Below are 24,639 nucleotides of genomic sequence, written 5' to 3' on the forward strand. Positions count from 1 at the left end.
AAAGTGAAGAGTATTTCGGAAAATCTCAAGAGTATCCCTGAAAAGTGAAGAGTATTTCGGAAATCTCAAGAGTATCCTTCGAAGGTGAAGAGTATTTCGGAAATCTTAAGAGTATCCTTTTAAAGTAAGAGCATTTATATAAAACTCAATGATTATAGACTACACTGCCATCTAATCCACTACTTTCTCGACTGATCATCTCCAGAACTTTCTTCGTTTCGACTGTTCCACGTTCATCTATCAATTGCTTTTAGTGAATAGCCTGATTTGTTTCTATCATGAACATTCGGTTGTTTCTTCAAACATCTAACAATGAATTCATCTCCTTCTTCCGTGCGCTTTTTTAATACTTCTAGACATAGAGTAAAGATTGCTGAGTTGGAGAATTTCTTATCTTTTAAATTTAAATCAACCCTTTTCAAACAATCTATCAGCCACATCCACTTGACCTGCAAAATTAATTTTTGCTGCTAAGAAATGCAACTCATTAAAGCCATCATTGGAGACAACATTAACCTTTGCATCAGTGTCCTGCAGATAATTTGCAATATCAAACTTTCTGCTAATTAATGACTTTTCCAGTAAACTTATACCTTTTTCATCAACAGAGTCTACTACCTCTTAAATGCTTTCATTTTCAACTTCCAATATTGGTGATTCTTGAATGTCAATATAGGGACTTTGAATATGGATCTTACTTAACGCCACCTATTGATTTCCTCTAACTTTTTAAAATCAGATTTACTGCACGTAATCGTTTCTAAACGTAGTTTGACTTCAGCGCATAACTCTTCTTCTGGTGTTTTGTATAGCCACGATGATACTGTAAGCCGGGCTCACTATTCTCTTCATATTTTTTGATCCATTGATATACCTGTTGGTAAGGAACTTTACATTGCCAATCCTTGATCGTTCGATTATCAACTCTATATAATTCTGCCAGCTCATTAAGAGTAAAGTGGCTATTGTTATAAAAGTATAAAATCCATTTTTATTCTTTTGAAAAGCTATATCTTCTCATAAAAAATCTCCCCAGTAGGCAAACAGATTTTATTTTTTCATCTGTCTACTTATCGGGGAGCATATCATTATTAGATAATGTTTAAAAATTGGGCTGCAGTTCAGAAGAAGCGGTTTTATATCCTTATAATTTGATGTCGGCCGTCAAATTCATACGGCAAGTTCAACAATTCATCGATAAAATTCATTCCGTACTCATTCAAATAATAAAAGATGTTCCATATTCTTTCCTGGGGCTGGCCGTCAGGCTTGAGTATTTGCTCAACACGATGATATTTTTCCAACGTGGAACCATGTTTCCTTGCAATACTGTCTTCCACTTTTCTTTGCAAAAATTCAAGTTGTCTTATCTGCACTGCCAAGTTGGATTCCGCCAAATGAACGTGCCCTTGGTCAATTTCCCTAACTTTTGCAATGATTTCCTTGTAGCGGTTGTCTATCTCGTTTTTTGTCTCCATAATCAACGACTCAAATCCTTCATCCTTAATAGAGGCCAAAAAACGTTCTTTTTCTTCCGCTGTCCCCCTGTTCAATACAGCTTCGATTGACAAATTCAATTCATCCAAATCTCTGTCCGCCGTCTTATCAAGTAGAGTAATATTCAGTCTTGGTACAATAGGAGGCACCTGACTCCCCATTTTCTGAAATGCCGGAAGAAGTTCTCCCCAGTATGCGATTTCTCCAGGTCCCGCAATAAATGCCAGTGTAGGAAACAGCCACTCCTGCATAAGCGGGCGCGTGACTACATTATTACTGAATCGCTCAGGGTTCGATTCAAGTAATTCCATGAGCTCCTCTTCAGTAAAACGCAGTTCGTTTGTTTTGCTGACAAATATATTTTCTGTCGGATCAAACTCAAGCAGCTCCCGTTCATTTTCATGATAATAAAATAGGTTTGCTGCATAGCCGTCAATTTCAATTGCTTTTGAAAAACCCATGCCCTGTTTTTTTTCCTGCTGATTAAGTACGGAATCAGTGATCACTTGCCTATTATGAATCAAGCGGGAGAAAAAAGGCTTTTCGAGCTGTCGAAGCTTTGGATCGGCGGAATCGATGAGAAGCAAGCCATAATCTTTAAAGAAATACATGACCAAATATGAAAAAAATTCGGTGAATGTCCTTGTTTGTGTAATTGCTTCATCAACGACAGCAAGCATTTCTTTCGTATGGGCACGATCTCCAAAATATGAAAAGACTTGCCGGATCCATGTATGCATTTTATTTTTATCGAACTCGATATGGGAAGCCATCATTTTTCCAGTAAAGGTTTCATTATAGTTCTTCTTTTTAAAATTCTCTTTTTGCGGAGCAAATATATGATTGATCTCCAAATGATCATGGTCCTCACCAGCAACCCAAAATATCGGAACGACAGGCTGGCCCAATGCCTTTTCTTGCTGCTCAGCCAATTTTATTATTGAAATGATTTTATGTATTGTATATAAAGGTCCTGTCAGTAATCCGGCCTGCTGTCCACCAATCACGGCAACCGACCGGCTGTCACGGAAACTCTCAAGTGAACGCTTAACGGCGGCAGAAGTTGGAAACTTATTCATATAATGATTGATGCATTCGGCCATTCCTTCCCGGTTAAAATCCCGTTTCATCAAATCATCATATCGCTGCCGGAAAACTGTTTCTTCTTTTATATTATATTGAAAGAAATCCTTTACAGATTCCATATCTTCAATGTATAGCGAAGCAAAGCGATTTGTTGCCAATACGGCAGCATTTTCCAATTCCATCTATGTACTTCCTTTCTCCAACTGTTTCAATCACAAAGAAGTATAGCAAACTATATAAAGAAATGACATTTTCCTGCTTAAGGAGCCATGCTATACACTGAAAATCAAGTTTTTCGCTCTCGTTATGATACCAAATAATAGAAGTCCGATGTAAAAGACCGAGAACATTAGGAAGTTAAGCCGCAGGTAACCTGCGAACACTTTCCGATAAATAATTTCTTCTCTTGTTTTCCAATGCAAGAAAGTGAAGAACACGGCTGTGACAAGCATGAATAATATGATGATAAACAGATAGGAGCTTTCCCATATGGTGATAATCATAAAATGCACCGAGACAATCAGCACAAATGTAGTCGAATAAATAGCGGCATTAAGCGCTTTTCGGTGATTCCTTGTTAATTGTTTAACAACAGTAAATATTAATACATAAAAAAGGAGCGGCAGCGTGATGAATGAAGCTGCTGCTGATGATAAAAGAGTACCCACCTTAGATTGCTCATCTCCTCTCCTGCTCGATTCCTTTGACCATGACATAAGCCATCTGAATCGCCTTAACCTTAGCCCCTTTTCTTTCCGCAACTCTAAGAATGTATCCCAATATAGCGTCAATTTCAGTTTTTCTGCCTTCCTGGATATCTTTTAACATGGATGAGGTGTTTTGTTTCGTATTTTTACATATACCAATAATGCTGTTAAATAATACTTCTTTATCACCCAATGGGAAAATCGAATAGATTTCTTCAAACATTAATTTTAATAACTCATAATAATATGGATTATCCACAAGACGTCCGTTCTTCACCTGAAAAATAACAGTCAGCGGATTGATCAATGCGTTTGCCATCAGTTTCTTGGTCATTATGGTCCGATATTCCTCATGGAAGCAAATTGGAAATCTGGGATCATAACTTTTCGGAAATCTTTCTTCCATGTCATAATTCCCTTTATATACAGAAAGATTCATCTGTCCGACTCCATTATGAGAGACAGTGCGGTCATCCAATCGCTTGGCACCGTGTTCGACAGTAGAGACTAGAATTGTCTCTTGAGGCAGAGTATTTAATAACTCCAGATGTCCCATTCCGTTTTGAATGAAACATAATGGGATTGCCGTTGGAACAGACCTCAGTAAAGATATTAATTGTGGTAAATCATATTGTTTTACAGCGATGATCAGGATGTCCTGATCTGTAATTCCACTATCTCCGAACCTGGCATCTGCTGCAATTACTTTTTCTTCCGCCTCCTTAATAAAAAGGCTGATTCCTAATTCATTGATTTTTTGGGCCTGTTCGTGCCGCCTTGTAAAAATGGTCACCGCGTGGTTTTGTCCCAAATACGCACCGAATAACAAGCCAATGGAGCCTCCACCGATTATACCTACTCGCATCATATCACCCAATTACCAAATTAAACTCACTTATTATTATTTTAGCAAATGTACGTTCACCAGCCTATTCCTTTTCGAATAAAAAGTTCCTCTTCCTGATAAAAGAGGAACTTTTTATTCAAACCGGATAGACAGGGTGCTTCCGAGTACTGAATACCACATCTTTTGTCTCATATAAATGAAATCGATCAATCAGCGTCTTCCGCAAATCCGCCGGCTCGGTTATTTCATCCACGATCAGTTCCGATGCAAGCCTATATATATCGATATGTTCCTTATACTCATCCTGTTTTTCATGTACGAACTTCCGGCGTTCTTCAGGGTCTTCAATAGCCTCAATTTTATTGGAATATACTGCGTTCACCGCAGCTTCCGGTCCCATAACCGCAATTTGTGCCGTTGGCAAGGCAATACATACATCAGGCTCAAAAGCGGGGCCCGCCATGGCGTAAAGCCCTGCTCCGTATGCTTTTCGTACAATGACGGATATTTTCGGAACGGTAGCGGAGCTCATTGACGCAATAAATTTTGCCCCATGCCTGATTATTCCTGCTCTTTCAACCTTTGTTCCGATCATGAAACCAGGTACATCAGCCAAGAATAGCAATGGAATATGGTAAGCATCACAGAGTTGGATAAATTTAGCTCCTTTATCGGCCGAATCTACAAAAAGGACACCGCCTTTCACTTTGGGCTGGTTCGCAATAATACCTACCGTTTTTCCGCCTATTCTTGCAAAACCAGTAATAAGTTCGGAAGCAAACAGTTTTTTTATTTCAAAGAAGCTGTTTTCATCAATGATTGCCTCCACTGCCTCATACATGTCAAAAGGCGCATTTTGGTTTTTAGGGATAATTTCTTCAAGTCGCCTTCCCTGTTTCGGGGCTTTGCTTTCATGCTCATCCGGCTTTTCTGTAAAATTTGCCGGAAAATAAGTTAAATACCTCTGGGCCGCTGCTATGGCTTCTTCTTCCGTTTGCGCCAAAATGTCACCACAGCCACTTACAGAGCAGTGCATTCTCGCACCGCCCATTTCCTCCAAGGTTACTTTTTCACCAATGACCTTTTCAGCCATTCTTGGAGATCCCAAGTACATGGATGCATTCTTATCTACCATAATCACAATATCACAAAACGCCGGGATGTATGCACCTCCTGCAGCAGAAGGGCCAAAAAGAATGCAAACCTGGGGAATCATGCCTGACAATTTTACCTGGTTGTGAAAAATTCTTCCGGCACCTCTCCGATTTGGAAACATTTCCAGCTGATCTGTTATTCTGGCTCCAGCAGAATCAACCAAGTAAAACAAAGGGACTTTTAACTTTTCTGCAGTTTCCTGCATCCTGATTATTTTTTCAACTGTCTTGGCTCCCCACGACCCCGCCTTGACTGTTGAATCATTCGCAATCACACAGACTGTTTGTCCGTTCACTGTTCCGATTGCAGTGACCACCCCATCGGCAGGCAAATCCCCGGCTTGGTAATTGGCAAACATTCCGTCTTCTTGATATCGTCCCTCATCAAATAAGATTGACAGCCGATCTCTTACAAACATTTTATTTTGCCGCTTTAACTTTTCATGGTATTTTTGACTGCCTCCTGCCAGAACCACATTCTTTCTCTCAAGCAAAATATCTCTGTCTGTCTTTTCAGCCATGTGAGAATCTCTCCTTGATTTCAATTATTCCATAATAAAAAGAATATCCCCTTCATTAACAAAGTCCCCGGAAGAGACGTTCACTTTTATTATTTTACCGGCTTCCGGACTTTCAATTGGAATTTCCATCTTCATTGATTCCAAGATCAATACTGTCTGGCCTGGGGATACTTCTTCTCCGGCACCAACTTCAACTTTCCAAACTGTGCCTGCCATGGTCGCCTGAATTTCTTTCATCTCCATTCCTCCGTCTCCTCATATTTTCAGAACCTTAGTTAAAAAAAGTGAAAGACACGGTCAGCACTCGTACATAATATTTGCGTTGTAACCGCTTCCTCTTTTCCATTATATCTGAAATTTTTCAGGCTTTGTTATATAATTAGATTTAATTAAATAATTTAAATGTAAAATACATAGAACAAGGGGATGACAGCATGCCTGAGGAAGTAAAGAAGCTAAGAATCAACTACAAAACGTTGGAAGAGTTTAAAAAATTTAAAGAATATGGTGCCCAGGAACTCTCCATGCTGGAGGATTTGCAGGAGAACATTGTTGAGGATGATTTGGATTCTCCGTTTTACGGTATCTATTTCGGGGATAATCTTGCAGCACGCATGAGCCTGTACAAAAGAGAAGCTAAGTTTGACAAATATTTTGATCCGCCACAAGATTACCTTGAACTATGGAAACTGGAGGTTCTCCCGGACTTCCAAGGTAAAGGATATGGAGAAAAACTTGTCAATTATGCAAAAAGCTATCATATGCCTATTAAAACAAACCCGCGATTAAACTCACGGCCATTTTTTGAAAAAATGGGGTTTCAAAACGTCAAATACGATGTAGACAGGGATCTGGGGGAAAACCCGCTTGTCTGGTATCCTGAAGGGGTAACTGAGCAAAAAAATAAAGAATAATTGAAACCAAGTATGTTCCTGACTCGTATATATAATATACTTATACAGCTATGGGAGGTTTTTACTTGAAACGTACAGGGGAACTTGTGCTTGGAATCATTGGAATCATATCAAGCGCACTGATGTCGTTGGTCGGCATAATGTTCATATGGGCCAACCAATCTGATGAAGTTAAATCAGTATTAGACGAGGGAATTGCAGCCGAAGATCCGAATTGGGAAAGCAATCCCGGGGATCTCAATATGGTGATGGAAGCTTTAGCAAGCTATGGCTGGGCTGTAGTAATCGCATCCATTATTGGAATCGTTTTAGGTTTAATTGGAGTCATTAGTATCAAAGGAAATAAAAAACCGAAATTGGCCGGATGGATGTTCATCATAGGAGCTTTATTGACAGGTATTATTTCTATCGGATTCGGATTTATTCCGGCACTTCTTTATTTGATAGCTGGTATAATGGCATTTGCCCGAAAGGCTCCGCCCGAACCAGAGCCGCCGGCATATTGACAGGCACCGGGCCGATATTTTATCGGCCCGGTTTTTTTACACCTGTTTTTGCGGAGAAAAATCAGCGGAAGGACGTTGTGAGTAGCCTACAGTTCAGACCCCCTCCGCCTTTCCTGTGACCTCATATCCCTCTTCCTTTGCCGCCAGTTTCCTGGCTTTATCCAAGATTGTCAACAATGTAGAGTACTCCGCTTTCAGATTCCCATATTCTTTTTGCATCTCTTCTATTTCCACATTAAATTCCTCAATTTTCTGTCTCAATATCCGATTTTCCTCTTTCAAAGCACTGTAAGATTGAATGTTCGCTTCCTGATCTTCCTGCAGTCCATTTAAATAGCTGATAACATCCTGTATGGATAAATGTGTATCCTCCAGTTCCCTACTGGCCGCGCTTTCATTTTTTTCATTCGGTGACGGGCTATTTCGTTGCACTTGTTTCCTCTCTTTTTTTGCAAGCATAATTTCATTTTGATATGCCTTCCGTACATAGGAATTCCATCGGAATCCGCAGGCAGCCGCTGTCCTGGCCAATTTTGACCCTGCTTCTTTGAATGCCTTCAGTTGAGTACTTCCTTCCCTTATATGGGAGAGGACCAAATCTGCAAGTAATCTATCTTCCTCTGCAGTCCATGCATCCTGTCTTCCAGTTGCCAATCAAATCACTCCTGACTTTTTTAAAATATACATATGCATGTAATAGAAAAGATAGACTAACGAGCAAATGATATTTATCTTTTTAGAAAACGCGTTACAGCCCTGTGATGCTCTTCCTTTGACCAAAGTAGCGCACACCGCCTAATTTCTTGGGCCATCCGTTCCTTTAAACTTCCTTTATGAATTTTTTCAATCAGTGCCGCTTTATACGATTTCAATACATCTGCTTCTCTTGAAAGTATTTGTTCCGTGAATTTTTTTACTGCATGAAGTGTGTCCCCATCATATATCTGGTTTATGAAACCGTACGCTGATAGTTCCTGTACAGAAAGCAACTGCGCTTCTGTCAAAATTTGTAATGCAAGTGATGGGTTCATCCTTTCAAAAAGGAGGCTCGCCCCTCCCCATCCTGTAGTAATAGCGAGACTGCCCTGAATGAAACCGGCATTCGTGCCAGCCTTGGCTATTCTCATATCACAGGCAGCAGCCAATTCGCAACCTCCTCCCAAAGCCACTCCGTTTAATACGGCAACAGTCGGTTTTGGTAAGACTGCAAGACGATACAGCAAGCTGCCCATTCTGGACAGCATGGAATATGCCTGTTCTTCTGTTTTTAAATGATGGAATTCCGCTACATCTCCCCCAGAACAAAAAGAACGCTCCCCCTCCCCTGTAATGGCCACTGCCTTAATAGAAGGATCTCTTTCCGCCTCATCGAGCATCAGCTCCAGCCCGTCCATCACCTCAAAATTGATTGCATTCCATTTTTCTGGTCGGTCGATTTTCCAAAGAAGCAAACCATTTTTATATTTTGTAGAAGAATATCCTTTCACCTTTATCCCCCTGTTTTATGTGGTGTCATCCCATTCATACCATAGAAAGCTTTAGAAAACAAAAAAAACGTGAAGGGTCTAAACTCTTCACGTTTCTTACAGCTGTTTGAAAAATACGATTCAATTATTTCGTTATCATTCAGCCTTCAGCGCCCAACGATAACAGACATCAATCCCTTGCGTTTAGTCATCATCGGCTTAAGCCATGATTCCTACTTATCGTCGCAGTCGGTATAGTCTGTATGCCGATAAATCGGCGCTTCCGCTTTTGAATTAGTCATTTACAACTGATTTTCCTTTATATGTTCCGCACTCTTTGCAAACACGATGGGCAAGTTTCATTTCACCGCAATTAGGGCACTCTACCATCCCAGGCACATGCAGTTTGAAGTGAGTACGACGTTGTCTTTTAGCCGTCTTGGACGTTCTTCTTTTTGGTACTGCCATTCTTCCCACCTCCTTAAAGTAGTTTAATCTTATCTTTGTTTTTCATCTTCGTCTGTTGGAAACAATTTTGCCAGATCGGCAAGACGCGGGTCAACTTTTTTCTTTTCACGCTCTCTCGCCTCATACAGCTGGTCTTCTGTCATTACTTCCCAATCTCGTCCAGATGGCAAAGAAGAATCTTTCTCCGCCTCAGGTGAAAAAACTTGAATCGGAATTTCAAGAAGCACCAGTTCATAGACGATAGGCCCCAAGTCAACGACTCCGCCTACTATCCGATGAATCTCTTCATTCTCATCCACCTCATAATCAAGCGGCTTTAATAAAAAGGTTTCAATAGAATGAATATCAAATGGGTATTCAACATCTGCTAATGTTCTGGAACACGGCAGAGTAAAAGTCCCGGTAATATGAAGATGGAAAGCCACCTTATGGGAATCGACATCCGCTCTTCCCTTAACGCGGATAGGTGAAACCTTTCTGATCTCCGGATCCGCTTTTTTCAGTTCTTCGGCAAGATTAATCGTCTTGTCGAATGTCATTGCCTCGTACTGATACTTATGTAATTCGGCAACGGTCCATTTCATTATTATCACCTCTAGGCAACAAAAGTAATTATAGCTTTGCTCGTATTGTTTGTCAATAAAATCTTCTTTACACATGCTGAATTTTAAGCTCATCATTTACTCTGCCCGATTCGGGGCAATTGGACACAAACCTTACAATTTAAAGTATATATTACATGTAGTCAGGAGCTTGTACAACCTTTTGGAAGTAAACATAGACTATTTGGAAATGATTTTTATTAGAGGTGAAATGATAATGAAAAAGGAAGAGAGGCAGGTTCCCTACTATGGAGGCGATCCGGGTTACGACGGTTATCCGGGATATGGATACCATCATGGTTACCACGGTTATGGACATGGATATTATGATCATAAAGAAAGCGAATAATCATATAGGAGGAGCTTGGCTTCTCCTCTTATATTTTAAAATTTATATTTATCAAGTATTATTAAACTAGAAGAAATTCAGGCGAGGAGACGATTGAATGAAAAGTGTGGGGATCATAGCTGAATACAATCCATTTCATAATGGGCATTTTTATCATTTGACCGAATCAAAAAAAGTATCAAAAAGCGAAGTTGCCATAGTGGCAATGAGCGGCAATTTTTTGCAAAGGGGAGAACCTGCCATCGTTTCCAAATGGACAAGAGCAAAGATGGCGTTGAGTGCGGGAGCCGACATCATAGTCGAAATTCCCTATTCGTTTGCTGTTCAAAAGGCAGAAATTTTCGCTTTAGGATCTGTTTATTTGCTTGATGCATTAAAATGCAGCTCCATCTGCTTTGGAAGCGAGTCAGGAAGCATCCAGCCTTTTTTACATACGGTAGAACTCCTCAAGGAACAGGAAAAGACTTATAACCAAAAAATAAGATTATATATAAAAGAGGGGGTTAGTTATCCGAAGGCTCTTGCCCTTGCTTATTCGGAACTTCGTAAAAATAAGGATTCTGTTGACTTATCAAGACCTAATAATATTTTGGGATATCATTACGTAGCGGCTGCCGAAAAAATAAACTCACGTATGCAGTTTTTCACTGTAAAGCGCAATACGGCGGAACATGATGATCAAACAATTCATGATGACCGTATTGCAAGCGCAACCTCTATCCGGAAATTGATAAAAGAGGAGGGAAGTTTGCACCGAATACAGTCCTACGTTCCTGATTGTACATATACTGAAATGGATACTTATTATCAAACTTTCGGACAATTCCATGATTGGGAAGACTTTTGGCCATACTTGCAGTATCGGCTTCTTACTATGGATGAAGAGGACCTGAATCAAATGTATGATATTGAAGAAGGGCTTCCATACCGCCTTCAAAAAGCCGCAAGGTCTGCCGAAAGCTTCCAAACCTTCATGGAAAAAGTCAAAACCAAGCGCTATACATGGACCAGACTGCAAAGAATATGTGTACATGCTTTGACAAATACCTCAAGGACCGATATAAAGGCCGCTGGAGAAACACCAAGATATATACGCCTGCTTGGAATGTCCGCTAAAGGAAGGGCATACTTAAATAAGGTGAAAAAAGATTTGCCTTTGCCTCTAATCTCCACGGTTTCCTCTTTCCCTAAGGACATGCTTGCTCTTGATCGGAAGGCGGCTCTTGTATATTCACAAATATTGAAAGAACCCGAAAGAAGTAGTCTTCTATCTTTGGAATACGCCCAGCCACCCATTATGGCCGATTAATCAGGGATTTTCATTTTGCCACTTTTTGATTACCGCCTGGATCATGGGTAACTTCAACAAGGTGGCTTCTTCTCCTATTTTGATGATCTCTTCGATATTTTTAAATGCTTTTGCACTCACATGCTCTACAGGAGGAAGAATCATGATGTCTGACTCCACTTCTCTTGCAGCAGTAATCTCCATTTGCAAAATATCTATGCTTTGCATGATGACATCATAAACTGTAAGAATCTCCGCCCGGCGATTCACTCTTGAAACATCTACACCAATGACAATATTTGCCCCCATTTCTTTTACAGTCGATACCGGTACCCGGTCCGCTACCCCGCCATCGACCATCAACTTTCCATTCACTTTTTCCGGTACAAATACTCCAGGGATGGAAATGCTTGCTCTTACGACCTCTGGGATCGGCCCTGTTTTAAATACAACCTTTTCACCGGTCTGCAAATCCGTCGCAATAACGGCGACTGGGATATCCAAATCCTCAAGCTTCTTCCCCTGCATAAACAGGCGGATTAAGTTCTTTACTCTATTGCCCGCAATAAATCCCATTTTGGGAACTGTAAAATCTATATAATATTGTCGTTTAAATGCTTTAGATAATTTAATTAACTGCCCGATATCATGCCCGAACGCATAAAAGCATCCTATAAGCGCCCCCATGCTGCTGCCTGCAATCATATCTACAGGGATGGAATGCTCCTTAAGGGTTTTCAGTACTCCTAAATGAGCAAAGCCCCTTGCTCCCCCGGATCCGAGTGCAAGGCCGATTTTCGGTCTTTTCACATTCACCGCCCCCTTGCCCCATTTTATGGTCTAAAAGAATGGGCTATGAGTATATTGGTTATGTAGGGTCCCTTGGACAAGGAGGTCTGAACTTGAACTTTTCAAAAATAAAAACCATTTTCCTTGCCGCAATGGTCACATTAATGGCCGCTTCCATGGTCCTTCTTCCGGAAAAATCTTTTGAAGCATCCGTCCGCGGTCTCAACATGTGGTGGGAGATTGTCTTTCCATCCCTTTTCCCTTTTTTTGTACTTTCTGAATTGCTAATAGGATTTGGGGTTGTCAAATTCATGGGAGTACTGCTGGAACCGTTAATGAGACCGCTTTTTAGGGTTCCGGGAGTTGGGGGTTTTGCCTGGGCAATGGGAATGGCCTCCGGTTTTCCCGCAGGTGCAAAAATAACTGCACGACTACGCCAGGAGGGACATTTGACGCGCGATGAAGCCGAAAGGCTCGTATCCTTTACAAATTGCTCGAGTCCTCTTTTTATTTTCGGTGCTGTGTCAGTGGGCTTTTTTCATAATCCCCAATTGGGATTTCTATTGGCTTTGGCGCATTACATTGGTAATTTTTCTGTAGGCATAATTATGAGGCATTTCGGACAAGAAGGGCGGTCCAAAAAAGAAAAGAAGACTTATAAACGGCCTCTTTTAACCGAAGCATTGTCAGCCTTGCATCAAACAAGATTGAAAAATAAAAAACCGATCGGAAAACTGGTGGGGGATGCTGTCATTTCATCCATCCACACATTGCTCATGATCGGTGGTTTCATCATTTTGTTTTCGGTTGTTAACAAGCTCTTGTTCCATATGCATATTACAGCATTTCTTGGCAAATTGGTAGAAAGCACATTGGTCATTTTCCAGATGCCTGCTTCTTTAAGTATTCCTTCTATTGCTGGTATTTTTGAAATCACTCTCGGAAGCCAGATGACGAGCCAGGTTCACGATGCAACCCTGATGCAGCAGGCCATAATGGCAAGCTTTATTCTCGGATTTAGTGGTTTTAGTGTTCAGGCCCAAGTTGCAAGCATACTTGCCCAGACAGATATCCGCTTTCGCCCTTTCTTTATCGCCCGTATCCTTCATGGATTTTTGTCGGGTCTCATTACTTACCTATTCTGGAAACCATTCGAACAAAAGTTTTTGAGCGGCCAGTCCATGTCTGTTCCAGCATTTTTACAGAAGCATGACATTTGGTGGGAAAACATGCTTCAATGGCTGAAACTTTTTGGACCTCTGTTTACCATTCTTATGTTAATGATTTGCATTGCAGTTTATGTACAGACGATGGAGTCAAAAAATTAAATTAATTATGATGATTGAATTTTTCTTTCAACGCTTTTTCCACTTCCCAAGGAACAAGCTCTGATATGTCTGCATTGTATTTTGCGACTTCTTTTACAATGCTCGAACTCAAAAATGAGTACTGGTTATTGGTCATTATGAAAAACGTTTCAATATTTTCATTCAGGACCCTGTTCATCGAAGTGATCTGCATCTCATACTCGAAATCCGAGACCGCTCTCAGCCCTCTTATGATTGCATTAGCATGGATGCTTTTAGCATAGTCGACAAGAAGGCCGTTAAAGGAATCCACTTTGACATTTTTTATGTCTTTTGTCACTTTCCGGATCAATTCCGTTCTTTCATCAGTGGAAAATAACGGCTTCTTGGACGAATTGCTTAAAACGACGACGTAGACTTCATCAAAAACCTTTGCCCCACGCCGTATAATGTCGAGATGTCCGTTTGTCACCGGATCAAAGCTGCCCGGGCATACCGCGATGCTCGTCATTTTGCTCCCCCTCTTTTTTCTCATGAATATACATACTTAGGCTGCTCATTCCATAGCTGATACTTTTAATTCGCTCCAATTCACCAATAGCTCCCGGAAGCATTACTTCCGGATCATGCTCGCATATAATGCAGCCTGACTCTTTCACCAAGGAGTTCTTTTCTATCATCTCAAGCAGAGACTTGAGCTTCTGTCTTTTATACGGAGGATCTAAGAAAATCAGATCAAATTGCAATTTTCTTTTGACTATGGCCTTTAATGCACGGTCTGAATCATTATTGTAAATTTCACATTTTTCTTCCAAGCCACACATAGAAACATTCGTCTTGACTGTGTGGATGGCCTGTTTATTATTGTCTACAAAAATGACAAAATCCATGCCCCTGCTTAGGGCCTCCAAACCGACGCCTCCGCTCCCGGCGTATAAATCGAGACAAGAGCCCCCTGAAAAATAGGGACCAATCCAATTAAAAATCGTTTCTTTCATTTTATCGGTTGTTGGCCTTGTTGATTTGCCTGGAACCGACTTTAACCTTCTTCCCTTGCAACTTCCTGATATTATCCTCATATACGTCACCATTCGATCCTGTCTTGTCGTTTTATATACTAACACAAAAGTATTTTACAATCTATAGATTATGATTCATCTAAGAACACTATCGATTTCAATGATGAGATGAATCGACCTTCGTCAAAGGATGTCATTTGCCATCTCATTTAACCGACATTTGTTACATCTGTAATGAGAAGCAATACTTATATAAACACTCATATTTCTGGGATTTGGTCCTTACATTTGAGATGGGATTACAGGGATCATGTGCAATTCTTTCAGTATCATATATCTGGTTTGTAAAATATCACCATCAAGTTTTATTGACGGTATAGATACATGAATATTGCGGATATTGGTTTTGGCGTATCATGTGACTGAGTCATAGGAAATTTAAAAATACGATTTAGGGTTGCGTGATCTATTGCATGTCCTATGTATAAAAGTTCTTTTTCAGGTGATAATATGAATAACAACATCGCAGCAGATGTTGTTGCCAACCGCGGAGAAGACTTACGCTTCCCCATAAGTTCTTCCTCCGGTTTCTCCTCTCCCTTTGCCTTCTATCCGTTTATGCGGAAAATAGAAGGACCCTGCAGTTTTTCTGCAGGGTTTTTTATTGGATCTTTATTTCATGGCTGTTTTCCTTCACTTCCAAGCCAAATAATTCCGCGAGTGCAGCAGTGTCCAGATACACGTCTTTTCGGTCAATGAAAAAAGGGTTCTTCTGAAAACCAAACTGCTGCCCGTTTTTGGCAAACAACTTCTGAGAATAAATAAAATGGAATTTGTCCCCGGCCTTTTCAATGATCATCTCTTCTGAATTAGATGTACCCTGTACACGAAAACCAAGTTTTTTCACTAACGGAATGAATGAGATAAATGTCCGGTCATTTTGAAACAATACTTTAATATCATCGGCTTTATGTCCTTCTAAGTATACTTCCCGTTTATCCAAAAAGTAGAACGGTTGAAAAGCTATACTCATATTAGCGTTGCTTTGAAAAAAATCAGTTCTAATCCCTGCCGTTTCTTCCAACAGCTCATCCAGCATTTCACTTGAGATCGTTTCAGGTCCGGCAGAAAGAACACTACTAGTCCAGCGTTCCATTTGGTCTTCAGTCAATACCGAGAACAAGGTTTGCCGCATTTTTTCCACCTTACTGTTTTGCGCGGGCGTATTACTCATTGCGGAGGCTATCAAATCTGGTAGCCACTCATTCTCGCCTTTGAGGGAGAGCTTTCTTTTAAGCAACAGCCTTGCAAGCTTTTCCTCAGTTATATTTTCCGGTATGATTATAAGATTTTCTGTTTCCTTCATTGTTTTTGCATGGCTTGACATGATCACGAACAATTTTTCCTCAGGAACAATCTTTTTTAAAATGGAGGTATTTAACGCAGGCTTCCTTCCTGAATAAAAGGTGAGATGCTGGTTTATTTCCGTTGGAACAAGAGCTTTTTCCTGCCAATATAGTGGTGGTGGAGTTCCAAGCGATTCAAACACATAATAATCGATGGCCTCCATTTTCTCCTTTCCTGCCAATTCCGCTCCGGCTGCCCAGCTGCCATTACGCCAATTTTGTTCTGTCAATTGAATTCGGGTTGTCATACTTGGTACTTCTTCAATTCGGACACCCCAATCTTCCAGCAAAAAGCCGGAAACCTTTTTCGGTGCTTTCAGCTTATATGTAAAGGTCAAAGGCTCTTCGTTAATTTTTATTTTGCTGTTTCTTTCATTCACCCACTTACAAGTTTTTTCCTCACCTGATTGACAATCAATATCCTTCGCCTTTGCAGGAAATCTGACATTATACTTTCCCTCCGGAAGATTATCAATGACTTGTTTAACGACAAATTCATCATGTGTATGGTGAAGAGAAAGCGTCTGGTCAATATTCAATAATGCTGCATCTTTTGAAGAGCTATATCCTTTCCATTGAATAATCAATATTCCCCCAACAACTGCCGCAAGAAACAATGAAAAGCGGATCACCCTTTTAGTCAACAAGCGATTCCCCCCGTTTTAAGACAAGCACTATCGCGACAAGCAGGCGCTATTGAGAGTAGGCAGTTCCCTACGGTAATTTGACCTGAGTCTTACGCCGATAGCGCTTGGAGCTAAACAAATAACATATTTTTCTAATAGAAAAACATCGCTAAACTTATACTTCCGTTACCTTTCCATAAAAAAAGGCCCTATTACGGGCCGCCTGCTCTTAAAGACCTAACCTATAATCGTATTCCTTGGCTTTATCAGGCTTCGCATTTTCGAATTCAGTCTTAAGAAAAGGCTTATAGGATGGCTCCACTCTCTTTACGAACGGGAGTGATTCCAATTTTTCCGATAAATCCTCCAGTTCGCTTTGATTGCAATAGATAACGGCATATTTCATCCGTTTGGAAACAAAATGTACATTTCCAAATCGCCTTAGCATTTTTGTATTTTTTAAATTATACAGCCATATGATTAATCCCTGTCTTTTTGCAAACATATTTGTTCCCCTTTTTATCGCTTTCTGGTCATGCAGAGCATCCGCAACCGGCCCCGGTTCCGCAACCTCCCGAGCATGATGAACCCTTATCAAAAAACGGATTACCAGTATCCACTTTAATATTTGCAGAAACAGCATGGCCGATAATCACACTTATTTGATCCAGCAATGATTGAAGATCATTCTCTGCCTTGCGGAAATTGGCAACATTTTCGTCCAGGTCCATCTCCCGTTTGAGCTCCCTTGTCTTTCTCATGATCTCTTTATATTCGGGATGGTAGCGCCCAAACCTTTGGACATCTTCGTATAGCTCTTTCATTTTGACAAAAGCTGCAATTTTCTTTCTTGTACTGGCGTCTTCCTGTAATTTATGATAGTAAAACCGATACCGCTCAGCAATATCTGTTTGATGAATAATTTCGCCAAGAGTTTCGGCGTTTTCGATAATTTCAATTCTTTCAAGTGTAGCAAGCAAAGTGCTCACCTCCACCATTTATTTTACCATGTTTCAAGCTGAGTGGCGATACCGTCAACCGACTGTTGCCGTAAACTTTTTGCTGATGCCTAGAGACCTATTGTCCTTACCAACTATTTCAATTTTAAATGTATGGAATCCACTTGGAATATCCTTGACAACGAAAGCGGCCGTTTCATATTCATTGTATAATTGCCCATCCATATATAAAAGGGCTTTGCCTGATTGGCCCCCAGGTTTGGCATCGGAAAAAGAAATGCCCGGAATGAAGCATTCAATAAATAATGAATTGCCCTGTAAACTGTGACGTATAGTCATTTCCTTGCTGCTCACAACATTTGTTTCCAACGCTTTTGCTTTATCGGCTTCAGGATCCGGCAATTTTTGTTTACATCCGGCAAAAATAAGAACCACCAATATATATATCATTAACTTTCTCAACATCATCACCTCTTCTCCTTTAGTTTTCTCCCCAAAGGATGAGGTTCATGCATCAGAAAAACAAGCTCCAGATTAATGTTTTATCAAATTGAACTAAAATGCAGAAATATCCGTATAGAAATAAGATGTCCGAGAAAAAGAGCTTCAGCCATTATAAGAAAAGTGACTTATAACCTTGAAGTCGGGGTATGCTTTTCACCATCAAATAAAGTAACGAAAGAGCCGAAGAATTCTTCATCCATGTAGACAAGCTTTTTTGAAAGAAGTAGAGCAACGTTTTCATTCGCCGGTCGCTATAACCCCAAAAAATAAGAACACATAAAATTTTTATGTGTTCTTACGACTTCATAGCCTGCAGCATACCCATCATCATTGAAGCCATTTGGACGCCTCTTGAAAACTTCTCGACTCGATGAGGAATCGTTTTTTCAAAATAATGGCTGGAGGCAATTTCGAACTGTTCCAATAGCTCAGGTTTGCGGGAAAGTGTCCGGTACCATCGCGGCTGTTCCCGGATAAAACGCTTCAATTCATTATTGGCATATATATATTGCATTACATCCGCCCTCATTCTTTCGCTCCTCTTCCTTAATCTTTCCGGAATGAAAATGGATTTCTCGGGGCTTCATTTTGCGATGGATTATTTTCTTGGCTGTTCCCTTGGAATTGGGTCAGGACTCCTTGGATCGCTCCTATGGCCTGGCTCAAATTATTGATGTGGTGCTGCATTTGATTGGCATCCATTTTTTTTAACAATCCGGTCAAATGCTGAACCCACTTTTTATCGTCGTCTTTTTGGTGACCAGCTGTGGTGTTGCTCCCCTGTTTGTATTGGGTCCATTTTGGATCGTCTTCACCGAGCAAATACCAATCCTCATATAGTTCCTGCCAGGTGTATTCGTCATTCCTTACCAATTTTATGAGGTTGGGATGCTCTTTAATAAATGATTTGAATTTTTCTACCGATGGATGAAGCTTTTTCCCGGCCATCGCTCAATCACCTCAATTTATCCTCCATTTATATTATGATAATGATGGATGATTGTTCATGGAAAACAGGAACCGCTTCACATTTCGGACGGCTTGACAAAATTCTGTGTATATTTTTTCTTATAAACTCCAACGCCTAGCAAAGTATAATCATCTAAAAGTGCTTTGCGATGGTTTTCTGAGTTTAGCCACCCCTCAACAGCAGCAGGCCCATCAATATATTCGGCCGCAATATTTTCTCCGGCTGTTTGGAAAGGTACCTTTCCTTTCTTCAACCTTTTTGACAAGTCTCCAAAGATCGGCGATTCATGCGCAAAATAGTCGTTTTCATTCATATCCTTACTATGGCCATATGCCACGTCGGCAATTTCTTCATCCCATTGTAGTGCTGGGAGATCGAACCGCATCCTGAAATTGTTCGTCAGATCAAAGATCTGCTGTTCACTTCCCCGTTCAATGGCTTCCCAGTCTTCTTCAGCCGGTTCTTCCGGACCGATCAGATCACCGCTGTAAATTAACTCATACGGCCGCTGGCTGATAAGTGTCTTTTGATCCAAGAATCGGACACTGAACAATGAACCGGTGAACTTATCAATGGAAAGCTGGGCAAAAATGTCTCCAAGTTGTATGAGCGGCCTGATATTTAAATCCTCTTCCGACAATTCAAATCTGTAATTTCCTTCTTTTGTATTCACTACAAGCTCGGTCTCGAGTACAGTTGAGCGGTAGATATTCTCAATAGATTGATTTATTTTAAACGGGGCAATGTTCAACTCGTTGCCAACTGCATATATGGTAACAACCTTGCCGTCCTGGATACCTGCCTGCATATATGATTCAAGTTCATCATTGTAGACCCACCATTCATACCCATAGGCGGAAGGATCCTTCCGGTCGGGCTCCCCGAAACCTTTAATCAAATCAGTCTCCGGCCTCCCTATCAGGGAACCTAATCCTTCGGCAGGCTGCTTGTCTGAATCAGTCATAGTGATATGAGGAATCGCCTCTTTATTGTCATGCTTTGGAGGAAGTGAATAAGTATCATCTTTTATGGGGCCCGTTTCTTCAGGGGAATATATATAAAAGCTTATTACAAGCAATGCTGCCGTGAAAATCATGATTCGGAATAAGTTACGCAGTTTTACCCCTTCTCTCTATGGCTCTCGTTATTTAGGTTAAATTATACCATTTCCTGCCGTATGAACATATAGCCAAAAAGAAAAAACCCTGATTTTACAGGGTTTTTTGATTAGACCTCAATGAACGGCCTGTTCACCATCATCTTCCGAGATTTCGGACAGTGCCTGTTTGGCTTGATTATCGGTTATATCCCTTACTGCCAAATCTCCAAGTGCCACGATGCCGACCAATTCGCCGTTTTCTACAACCGGTAAGCGGCGAATCTGCTCTTTTGCCATTAATCGTGCAGCTTCTTGTGTAGTCGTATCAGGAGAAACAGTAAACAGGTTTTCACTCATGATATCCTCCACTTTGGATGAAGGGGGTTGTCTATCAGCAATGCAGCGTAAGACTATATCTCGGTCCGTGATGATTCCCATCAGTTTTTTATTTTCAACAATCGGTATGACACCAACGTCCAGTTCTTTCATCCTCATAGCCACTTCATAAATTGTATCTCCCAGTGAACAAGTTTCGACGTCCTTGGTCATAATATCACTTATATGAGTCATATCCAATTCCTCCTTTAATATTTGATTTCATACTTTTCCTATAGTCACCATAATTGACAAAAATATACCTGAAAAAAGAACCTGTAGTCCCAAGGCAATTAATATTTGATTTCGTTGCAAGAAGGGGATTTTTCGACTATTATAAAATATGGGGTAATGATAGCGGCCTGAATTTTTTAGGAGGGAATGTAGATATGAAGTTTGAAAACATCGGATTACAATCGTTTAAGATCGACTTAAACCGGCTTGACGAAGTAATGAGCAAAAACCGCATGGTGCGTGCAGGTCAATGGGACTATGAAAGAGTGACATATGACCATAAATTCGTAATTCAAGAAGGTACATATTACTTGCGTATTCCTGGTTATGCCATAGAAGGAGATGTAGGAAGCGGTAAAGCTTTGATTCAATTAATGACGCCGTTGCTTGGCAAGCATTATTATCCACACGGTGTGGAATATGGAGAAGATGAAGTTTTTCCGGCTTCCCTTGTAAAGCAGTGCAACCAAATTTTGGAAGCTGTTAAAAAAGACGTTGAGGTATTTTCTGAATAAACGATCGGCATGAACACGGAAATTGACCGTGTTCTTTTTTAATCATGCAAAAAAATCAGTGTCTGTTCTATAATAAAGTATAGACCCTTTGTAAAGGAGAAACGATTTGTTTGGAATAAAAAGAAAACATGTAATAATCGGTATAGCCATTGTTCTTATTGCCTTGGCTCTATATTTCATTATGCCCGTATCCGTCCCTTTGATTGCTGCATTGATCACCGCTTTAATTCTGGATCCGATTGTTAAGCTTCTTCAATCAAAGGTTTCCTTAAAAAGACACTTTTTGGTTATGATCGTTTTTACAATTTTTACAATCATCTTGGGAGCCTGCATCTTCTTTATAACTACAAAGGTGGTTGGGCAAGCGGTTAAATTGGTGGAGGATTTTCCTCAATATGTGAATAATGTTTCTGAAATATGGAGCAATTATGAGGAAAATTTCAAGAATACTGCTCAAAGTCTTCCAGAAGAGGTAGTTCATTCAATTACTGAGGAAGTGAACGGTTTTTTAAATACCATGATCATCAGTATCCGCCAAAATTTAAATATTGAGAACATCAGTGCTGCACTTTCTTATATACCGAATTTCCTTGTGAGCTTCCTTGTATATTTAATAGCCTTATTTCTTTTTATGCTTGATCTGCCGAAAATTCAAAAAGGTATATACAGGCACTTAACCGAAGAGTCATCCAGAAAGGTCAAATTTATGACAGGCCGGATATCACATGTCGTAGTTGGTTTTTTCAAGGCACAGTTCCTTGTTAGCTTAATCATATTTGTGGTTTGCCTTATCGGCTTGTTAATAATATCGCCTAAAATCGCCTTCATCATGTCCCTTGTCATATGGGTGATTGATCTTATTCCTATTATCGGCTCAATCATAGTGCTCGGTCCCTGGGCCCTGTATCACCTGCTGTCGGGCAATCTGGTTTTGGGAACGAAACTGGCGATATTGGCAATTGTCCTGCTGGTGATTCGGCGAACTGTAGAACCGAAACTCATGGGGACTCATATGGGCCTTTCACCGCTTGCTACATTAATTGCCATGTATTTGGGCCTGAAATTACTGGGTATTCTCGGAATCATCATAGGTCCGCTAATTCTTATAGTATTTAAGACAGCAAAAGAAGCCGGGATCATTAGATTAAACTTTAAAATATAAAAAGCATGCATGGCATACGCTGCCATGCATGCTTTTTAACCGCCCAAAATTGCCTTAATCAACGAAGTTGTTTCTCCTCCTTCATAAAATACATAAAGGAATAGATATACCAAAACACCCGTAATTCCTGTACCCAACCAAATAATACTTGTAACTGGCCCTAGTTTTCTATGGATATTCAATCGATTTTTTAATCCTGACCATAATGAAATAATTCCGAGAACAGCACCAACGGTTGCCAACGTAATATGGAAAAATAAAAAAATAGTGTAAAAAACCTTTAAGTTATCCGGGCCTCCAAAGGATGTGTTTCCTATGAAAACTGTCCTGCTTGAATAGATAATAAAAAATATTAAAGCAAAAACAGCTGCGGCCATCATTGTTTTCTTATGGTTCTCAATCTGGCCTTTCCGTATTTTTCCCCAACCGATGCCCACCAGAACAGCGCTGATCACAATACATGCAGTACTTATAGTAGGTAAGAATGGAACAGACATCTACTTCAATTTCCTTCCTTGTCTAATATATTTTCATTATTTAATAATTACGCAAAGAGCACAACCTTAGGCGCAAGCAAGTCGAATAGTGAATAGGGGTTTTCTCAGTAAACTGAGAAATTCTACTTGAAATATTAGCCAATGGCACTATTAAAATAAAGGGGTTGCCTCCCCCTTTTAATCCGTGGGATGAGGATCTCGATGAACAAGGCTCTCATCAATGGGATCCACATCAGCCGCCTCTTTTCTATACCACTCGAAAAATACTTTTGCCAAAATGGTAGCAAGCACAATCTCCTGTATAATTTTCATCAAAACTCCGCCAAGCTGTTGGTCTTCCCTTGCAGGCATATTCGTAAATAGTTCTGGTCCGCTAATACTTAAACCAGCAAGTGTCGCACCAGGAACACAAAGTTCCATAGCCTTCATCCACATTTCTCCATCAGTGTATGTTGCGTACATTGCTTCAGGAGCAAAAATGATCAGTCCGCATGCCGGAGTAAGTAGCACTCCGTCACCAAGAATATAACCGACTTTCTTCAAACCATGCAACTGGTATTGTCCTGGTAGTTTGTTGACAAGGGGCCACCAAAGAAAAATGGCAAAGATAAACAGTACCACAGTATAGAACGCGTGCAGGAATATGTTCAATTTGACAAAGTCCATCACCATCGGGATATGGTAGATGGAGAACAAGCCATTAAACATGACAAGGGCAATCAAAGGCTTAGTGAAGAAGCGAAATATTCCGTTGAAAAAAGGCTTTTCAATGACATGTTTCCATACCCAATTTGGGACACCCGAAATGAGCAGTGGTGGTATCACCAAATAAAGGAAGGCCATTTGAACCATATGAAAAGTGAACATAATATGCGCCATAAGGTCAACAGGTGAGCCTTTAATGACATAAAGCAGAAGCATGCTGATTAAAAATAAAACGGCCTGGCTTACTTTCAAAGGTTCGCTGTCTTTGAATTGATGGCGTTTCTTGACTGTCAAATAAAAGTAACCAGCGAGTAAAATTAAAATGAAGACCATGAAATAAGGACTCCAAAGTGCACGAAAACCAAATATACTTAAAGGCATCCGCCTTCACCTCTTTTACGGTTTACAATTTCTTCTACATACCATTATACTTAGGAGATTTCCGTACTTCAACGATTCAGGATGACAAGTTGATGAACATTGATAGAAACGCGGAAATGCTCGTATACCGCTTCATAAACTGGCAGGCTCCTGACTAGATAAGGACGGCGAAAGAAAGAGACTTTTAACACAGTGTGGAATTCTTCAATGAAATGAACGTGACTATTCACATAAGCTATGGTGCAGGAACAGAATTCCGGCACCATAGTCCGTAGTTAAGATGGCAATCACATGATCTTGCATTCAGGAACACATGAAAAAGCCAGTCGACATGTCGACTGGCTTAAAAATATTACCACCAAACGATGGTCAAGAAGCCCAAAATGGTTACGAAACCGATAATGACTCCTCCGTATATAAACAGCTGAACCGCTTCATGGCCCTTTTCGCTCATATGCATGAAGTAATATAATTGGAAAATTACTTGAACCAATGCGAGCAAAAGAATAAATGGAATGACGAACCATTTATCAAATCCAGCTGCCACTGCGCCAAATGCCACCAAAGTCAAAAAGATGGAGATGGCAAATGAGATTACTTGATGACGCATGTGCTCTTTGTTTCTTCTGCGACGGTATTCATAATCAACACGTGGATTTCCAGAATTTAAGTATTGATCTTCCATA

General features: G+C 40.4%; 30 protein-coding genes. 7 read left to right on the forward strand and 23 right to left on the reverse strand.

The features are described from left to right. Positions 1-1,136 precede the first annotated feature (1,136 nt). From bshC to C509_RS0102065, 5 genes are all read right to left on the reverse strand, one after another. Positions 1,137-2,765 (reverse strand): bacillithiol biosynthesis cysteine-adding enzyme BshC, encoded by a 1,629-nt coding sequence (gene bshC, locus C509_RS0102045; protein WP_018705236.1) that lies wholly within the window; start codon positions 2,763-2,765, stop codon positions 1,137-1,139. Positions 2,766-2,855: 90 nt separating this feature from the next. Beyond that, on the reverse strand, positions 2,856-3,299 hold the full coding sequence (locus C509_RS0102050) for a DUF3397 domain-containing protein (RefSeq protein ID WP_245542410.1): 444 nt from the start codon (positions 3,297-3,299) through the stop codon (positions 2,856-2,858). Next, on the reverse strand, positions 3,262-4,155 hold the full coding sequence (locus C509_RS0102055) for a 2-dehydropantoate 2-reductase (protein ID WP_026319632.1): 894 nt from the start codon (positions 4,153-4,155) through the stop codon (positions 3,262-3,264). Before C509_RS0102055 ends, C509_RS0102050 begins: the two co-directional genes overlap by 38 nt. Before the next feature lie 118 nt (positions 4,156-4,273). Then, complete coding sequence (locus C509_RS0102060; RefSeq protein WP_018705239.1) at positions 4,274-5,812, reverse strand: acyl-CoA carboxylase subunit beta; 1,539 nt, start codon at positions 5,810-5,812, stop codon at positions 4,274-4,276. Positions 5,813-5,836: 24 nt separating this feature from the next. Next, complete coding sequence (locus C509_RS0102065; RefSeq protein WP_026319633.1) at positions 5,837-6,049, reverse strand: acetyl-CoA carboxylase biotin carboxyl carrier protein subunit; 213 nt, start codon at positions 6,047-6,049, stop codon at positions 5,837-5,839. Between the two features lie 197 nt (positions 6,050-6,246). Here C509_RS0102065 and C509_RS0102070 point away from each other — a divergent pair, with 197 nt between their 5' ends. Next, positions 6,247-6,726 carry an N-acetyltransferase gene (locus C509_RS0102070; RefSeq protein ID WP_018705241.1) on the forward strand — a complete coding sequence of 160 codons (480 nt, stop codon included), beginning with the start codon at positions 6,247-6,249 and terminating at the stop codon, positions 6,724-6,726. Between the two features lie 65 nt (positions 6,727-6,791). Further along, on the forward strand, positions 6,792-7,232 hold the full coding sequence (locus tag C509_RS0102075; RefSeq protein ID WP_018705242.1) for a DUF4064 domain-containing protein: 441 nt from the start codon (positions 6,792-6,794) through the stop codon (positions 7,230-7,232). A 93-nt stretch (positions 7,233-7,325) separates the two neighbouring features. Here C509_RS0102075 and C509_RS0102080 read toward each other — a convergent pair whose 3' ends face one another. From C509_RS0102080 to C509_RS0102095, 4 genes are all read right to left on the reverse strand, one after another. Continuing rightward, positions 7,326-7,886, reverse strand: a complete 561-nt coding sequence (locus C509_RS0102080; protein WP_018705243.1) for an RsfA family transcriptional regulator — start codon at positions 7,884-7,886, stop codon at positions 7,326-7,328. A 74-nt stretch (positions 7,887-7,960) separates the two neighbouring features. After that, a complete protein-coding gene (locus C509_RS0102085; RefSeq protein WP_018705244.1) occupies positions 7,961-8,719 on the reverse strand; it encodes an enoyl-CoA hydratase/isomerase family protein in 759 nt (252 codons plus the stop codon). Positions 8,720-8,992: 273 nt separating this feature from the next. Continuing rightward, positions 8,993-9,166, reverse strand: coding sequence for a 50S ribosomal protein L32 (gene rpmF / locus C509_RS0102090; RefSeq protein ID WP_018705245.1), 174 nt, complete (start codon positions 9,164-9,166; stop codon positions 8,993-8,995). A 29-nt stretch (positions 9,167-9,195) separates the two neighbouring features. Continuing rightward, a complete protein-coding gene (locus C509_RS0102095) occupies positions 9,196-9,750 on the reverse strand; it encodes a YceD family protein (RefSeq protein WP_018705246.1) in 555 nt (184 codons plus the stop codon). A 181-nt stretch (positions 9,751-9,931) separates the two neighbouring features. Between C509_RS0102095 and C509_RS26335 the strand changes: the two genes are divergently transcribed. Continuing rightward, positions 9,932-10,117 carry a hypothetical protein gene (locus tag C509_RS26335; RefSeq protein WP_169509168.1) on the forward strand — a complete coding sequence of 62 codons (186 nt, stop codon included), beginning with the start codon at positions 9,932-9,934 and terminating at the stop codon, positions 10,115-10,117. Between the two features lie 97 nt (positions 10,118-10,214). Further along, positions 10,215-11,426: a nucleotidyltransferase gene (locus C509_RS0102105; RefSeq protein WP_018705248.1), complete on the forward strand. Its 1,212-nt coding sequence runs from the start codon at positions 10,215-10,217 to the stop codon at positions 11,424-11,426. Here the strand turns inward: C509_RS0102105 and C509_RS0102110 are convergent, their stop codons facing one another. Next, a complete protein-coding gene (locus tag C509_RS0102110; protein WP_018705249.1) occupies positions 11,427-12,215 on the reverse strand; it encodes a patatin-like phospholipase family protein in 789 nt (262 codons plus the stop codon). Between the two features lie 92 nt (positions 12,216-12,307). Between C509_RS0102110 and ylbJ the strand changes: the two genes are divergently transcribed. After that, positions 12,308-13,522, forward strand: coding sequence for a sporulation integral membrane protein YlbJ (ylbJ, locus tag C509_RS0102115; RefSeq protein WP_018705250.1), 1,215 nt, complete (start codon positions 12,308-12,310; stop codon positions 13,520-13,522). Position 13,523: 1 nt separating this feature from the next. Here ylbJ and coaD read toward each other — a convergent pair whose 3' ends face one another. The 10 genes from coaD to C509_RS0102170 all read right to left on the reverse strand — a co-directional run bounded on the left by coaD (position 13,524) and on the right by C509_RS0102170 (position 20,654). Further along, the gene (gene coaD / locus C509_RS0102120) at positions 13,524-14,012 is read right to left on the reverse strand and encodes a pantetheine-phosphate adenylyltransferase (RefSeq protein ID WP_018705251.1); all 489 of its coding nucleotides are present in this window, start codon (positions 14,010-14,012) and stop codon (positions 13,524-13,526) included. After that, positions 13,978-14,592: a 16S rRNA (guanine(966)-N(2))-methyltransferase RsmD gene (rsmD, locus tag C509_RS0102125; protein WP_373315217.1), complete on the reverse strand. Its 615-nt coding sequence runs from the start codon at positions 14,590-14,592 to the stop codon at positions 13,978-13,980. Before rsmD ends, coaD begins: the two co-directional genes overlap by 35 nt. Positions 14,593-15,181: 589 nt before the next feature. Next, the gene (locus tag C509_RS0102135; RefSeq protein ID WP_154654308.1) at positions 15,182-16,570 is read right to left on the reverse strand and encodes a stalk domain-containing protein; all 1,389 of its coding nucleotides are present in this window, start codon (positions 16,568-16,570) and stop codon (positions 15,182-15,184) included. Positions 16,571-16,781: 211 nt separating this feature from the next. Further along, positions 16,782-17,057: a YlbG family protein gene (locus tag C509_RS0102140; protein WP_018705255.1), complete on the reverse strand. Its 276-nt coding sequence runs from the start codon at positions 17,055-17,057 to the stop codon at positions 16,782-16,784. Between the two features lie 28 nt (positions 17,058-17,085). Continuing rightward, entirely contained in the window at positions 17,086-17,532 is a 447-nt protein-coding gene (locus tag C509_RS0102145) for a YlbF/YmcA family competence regulator (protein ID WP_018705256.1), read from the reverse strand. Between the two features lie 54 nt (positions 17,533-17,586). Further along, complete coding sequence (locus C509_RS0102150) at positions 17,587-17,979, reverse strand: hypothetical protein (RefSeq protein WP_018705257.1); 393 nt, start codon at positions 17,977-17,979, stop codon at positions 17,587-17,589. A 331-nt stretch (positions 17,980-18,310) separates the two neighbouring features. Further along, a complete protein-coding gene (locus tag C509_RS0102155) occupies positions 18,311-18,544 on the reverse strand; it encodes a YlbE-like family protein (protein WP_018705258.1) in 234 nt (77 codons plus the stop codon). Between the two features lie 17 nt (positions 18,545-18,561). After that, positions 18,562-18,963 carry a YlbD family protein gene (gene ylbD, locus C509_RS0102160; RefSeq protein WP_018705259.1) on the reverse strand — a complete coding sequence of 134 codons (402 nt, stop codon included), beginning with the start codon at positions 18,961-18,963 and terminating at the stop codon, positions 18,562-18,564. Between the two features lie 77 nt (positions 18,964-19,040). Further along, positions 19,041-20,081, reverse strand: coding sequence for a CAP domain-containing protein (locus C509_RS0102165; RefSeq protein WP_018705260.1), 1,041 nt, complete (start codon positions 20,079-20,081; stop codon positions 19,041-19,043). A 138-nt stretch (positions 20,082-20,219) separates the two neighbouring features. Then, positions 20,220-20,654, reverse strand: a complete 435-nt coding sequence (locus C509_RS0102170) for a CBS domain-containing protein (RefSeq protein WP_018705261.1) — start codon at positions 20,652-20,654, stop codon at positions 20,220-20,222. 194 nt (positions 20,655-20,848) lie between these two features. Here C509_RS0102170 and C509_RS0102175 point away from each other — a divergent pair, with 194 nt between their 5' ends. Beyond that, on the forward strand, positions 20,849-21,208 hold the full coding sequence (locus C509_RS0102175; protein WP_018705262.1) for a YugN family protein: 360 nt from the start codon (positions 20,849-20,851) through the stop codon (positions 21,206-21,208). Between the two features lie 106 nt (positions 21,209-21,314). Further along, positions 21,315-22,370, forward strand: coding sequence for a sporulation integral membrane protein YtvI (gene ytvI, locus C509_RS0102180; protein ID WP_018705263.1), 1,056 nt, complete (start codon positions 21,315-21,317; stop codon positions 22,368-22,370). A gap of 35 nt (positions 22,371-22,405) precedes the next feature. On the opposite strand, the gene C509_RS0102185 is transcribed toward ytvI, so the two are convergent. The 3 genes from C509_RS0102185 to ctaF form a co-directional block, all read right to left on the reverse strand. After that, a complete protein-coding gene (locus tag C509_RS0102185; protein WP_018705264.1) occupies positions 22,406-22,867 on the reverse strand; it encodes a DUF420 domain-containing protein in 462 nt (153 codons plus the stop codon). A 177-nt stretch (positions 22,868-23,044) separates the two neighbouring features. Further along, complete coding sequence (ctaG, locus tag C509_RS0102190; RefSeq protein ID WP_018705265.1) at positions 23,045-23,953, reverse strand: cytochrome c oxidase assembly factor CtaG; 909 nt, start codon at positions 23,951-23,953, stop codon at positions 23,045-23,047. 352 nt (positions 23,954-24,305) lie between these two features. Further along, positions 24,306-24,638: a cytochrome c oxidase subunit IVB gene (gene ctaF / locus C509_RS0102195; protein ID WP_018705266.1), complete on the reverse strand. Its 333-nt coding sequence runs from the start codon at positions 24,636-24,638 to the stop codon at positions 24,306-24,308. Position 24,639 lies beyond the last annotated feature (1 nt).

This window comes from Siminovitchia fordii DSM 16014 = CIP 108821, from assembly GCF_000374565.1.
Taxonomy (GTDB): Bacteria; Bacillota; Bacilli; order Bacillales; family Bacillaceae_C; genus Siminovitchia; species Siminovitchia fordii.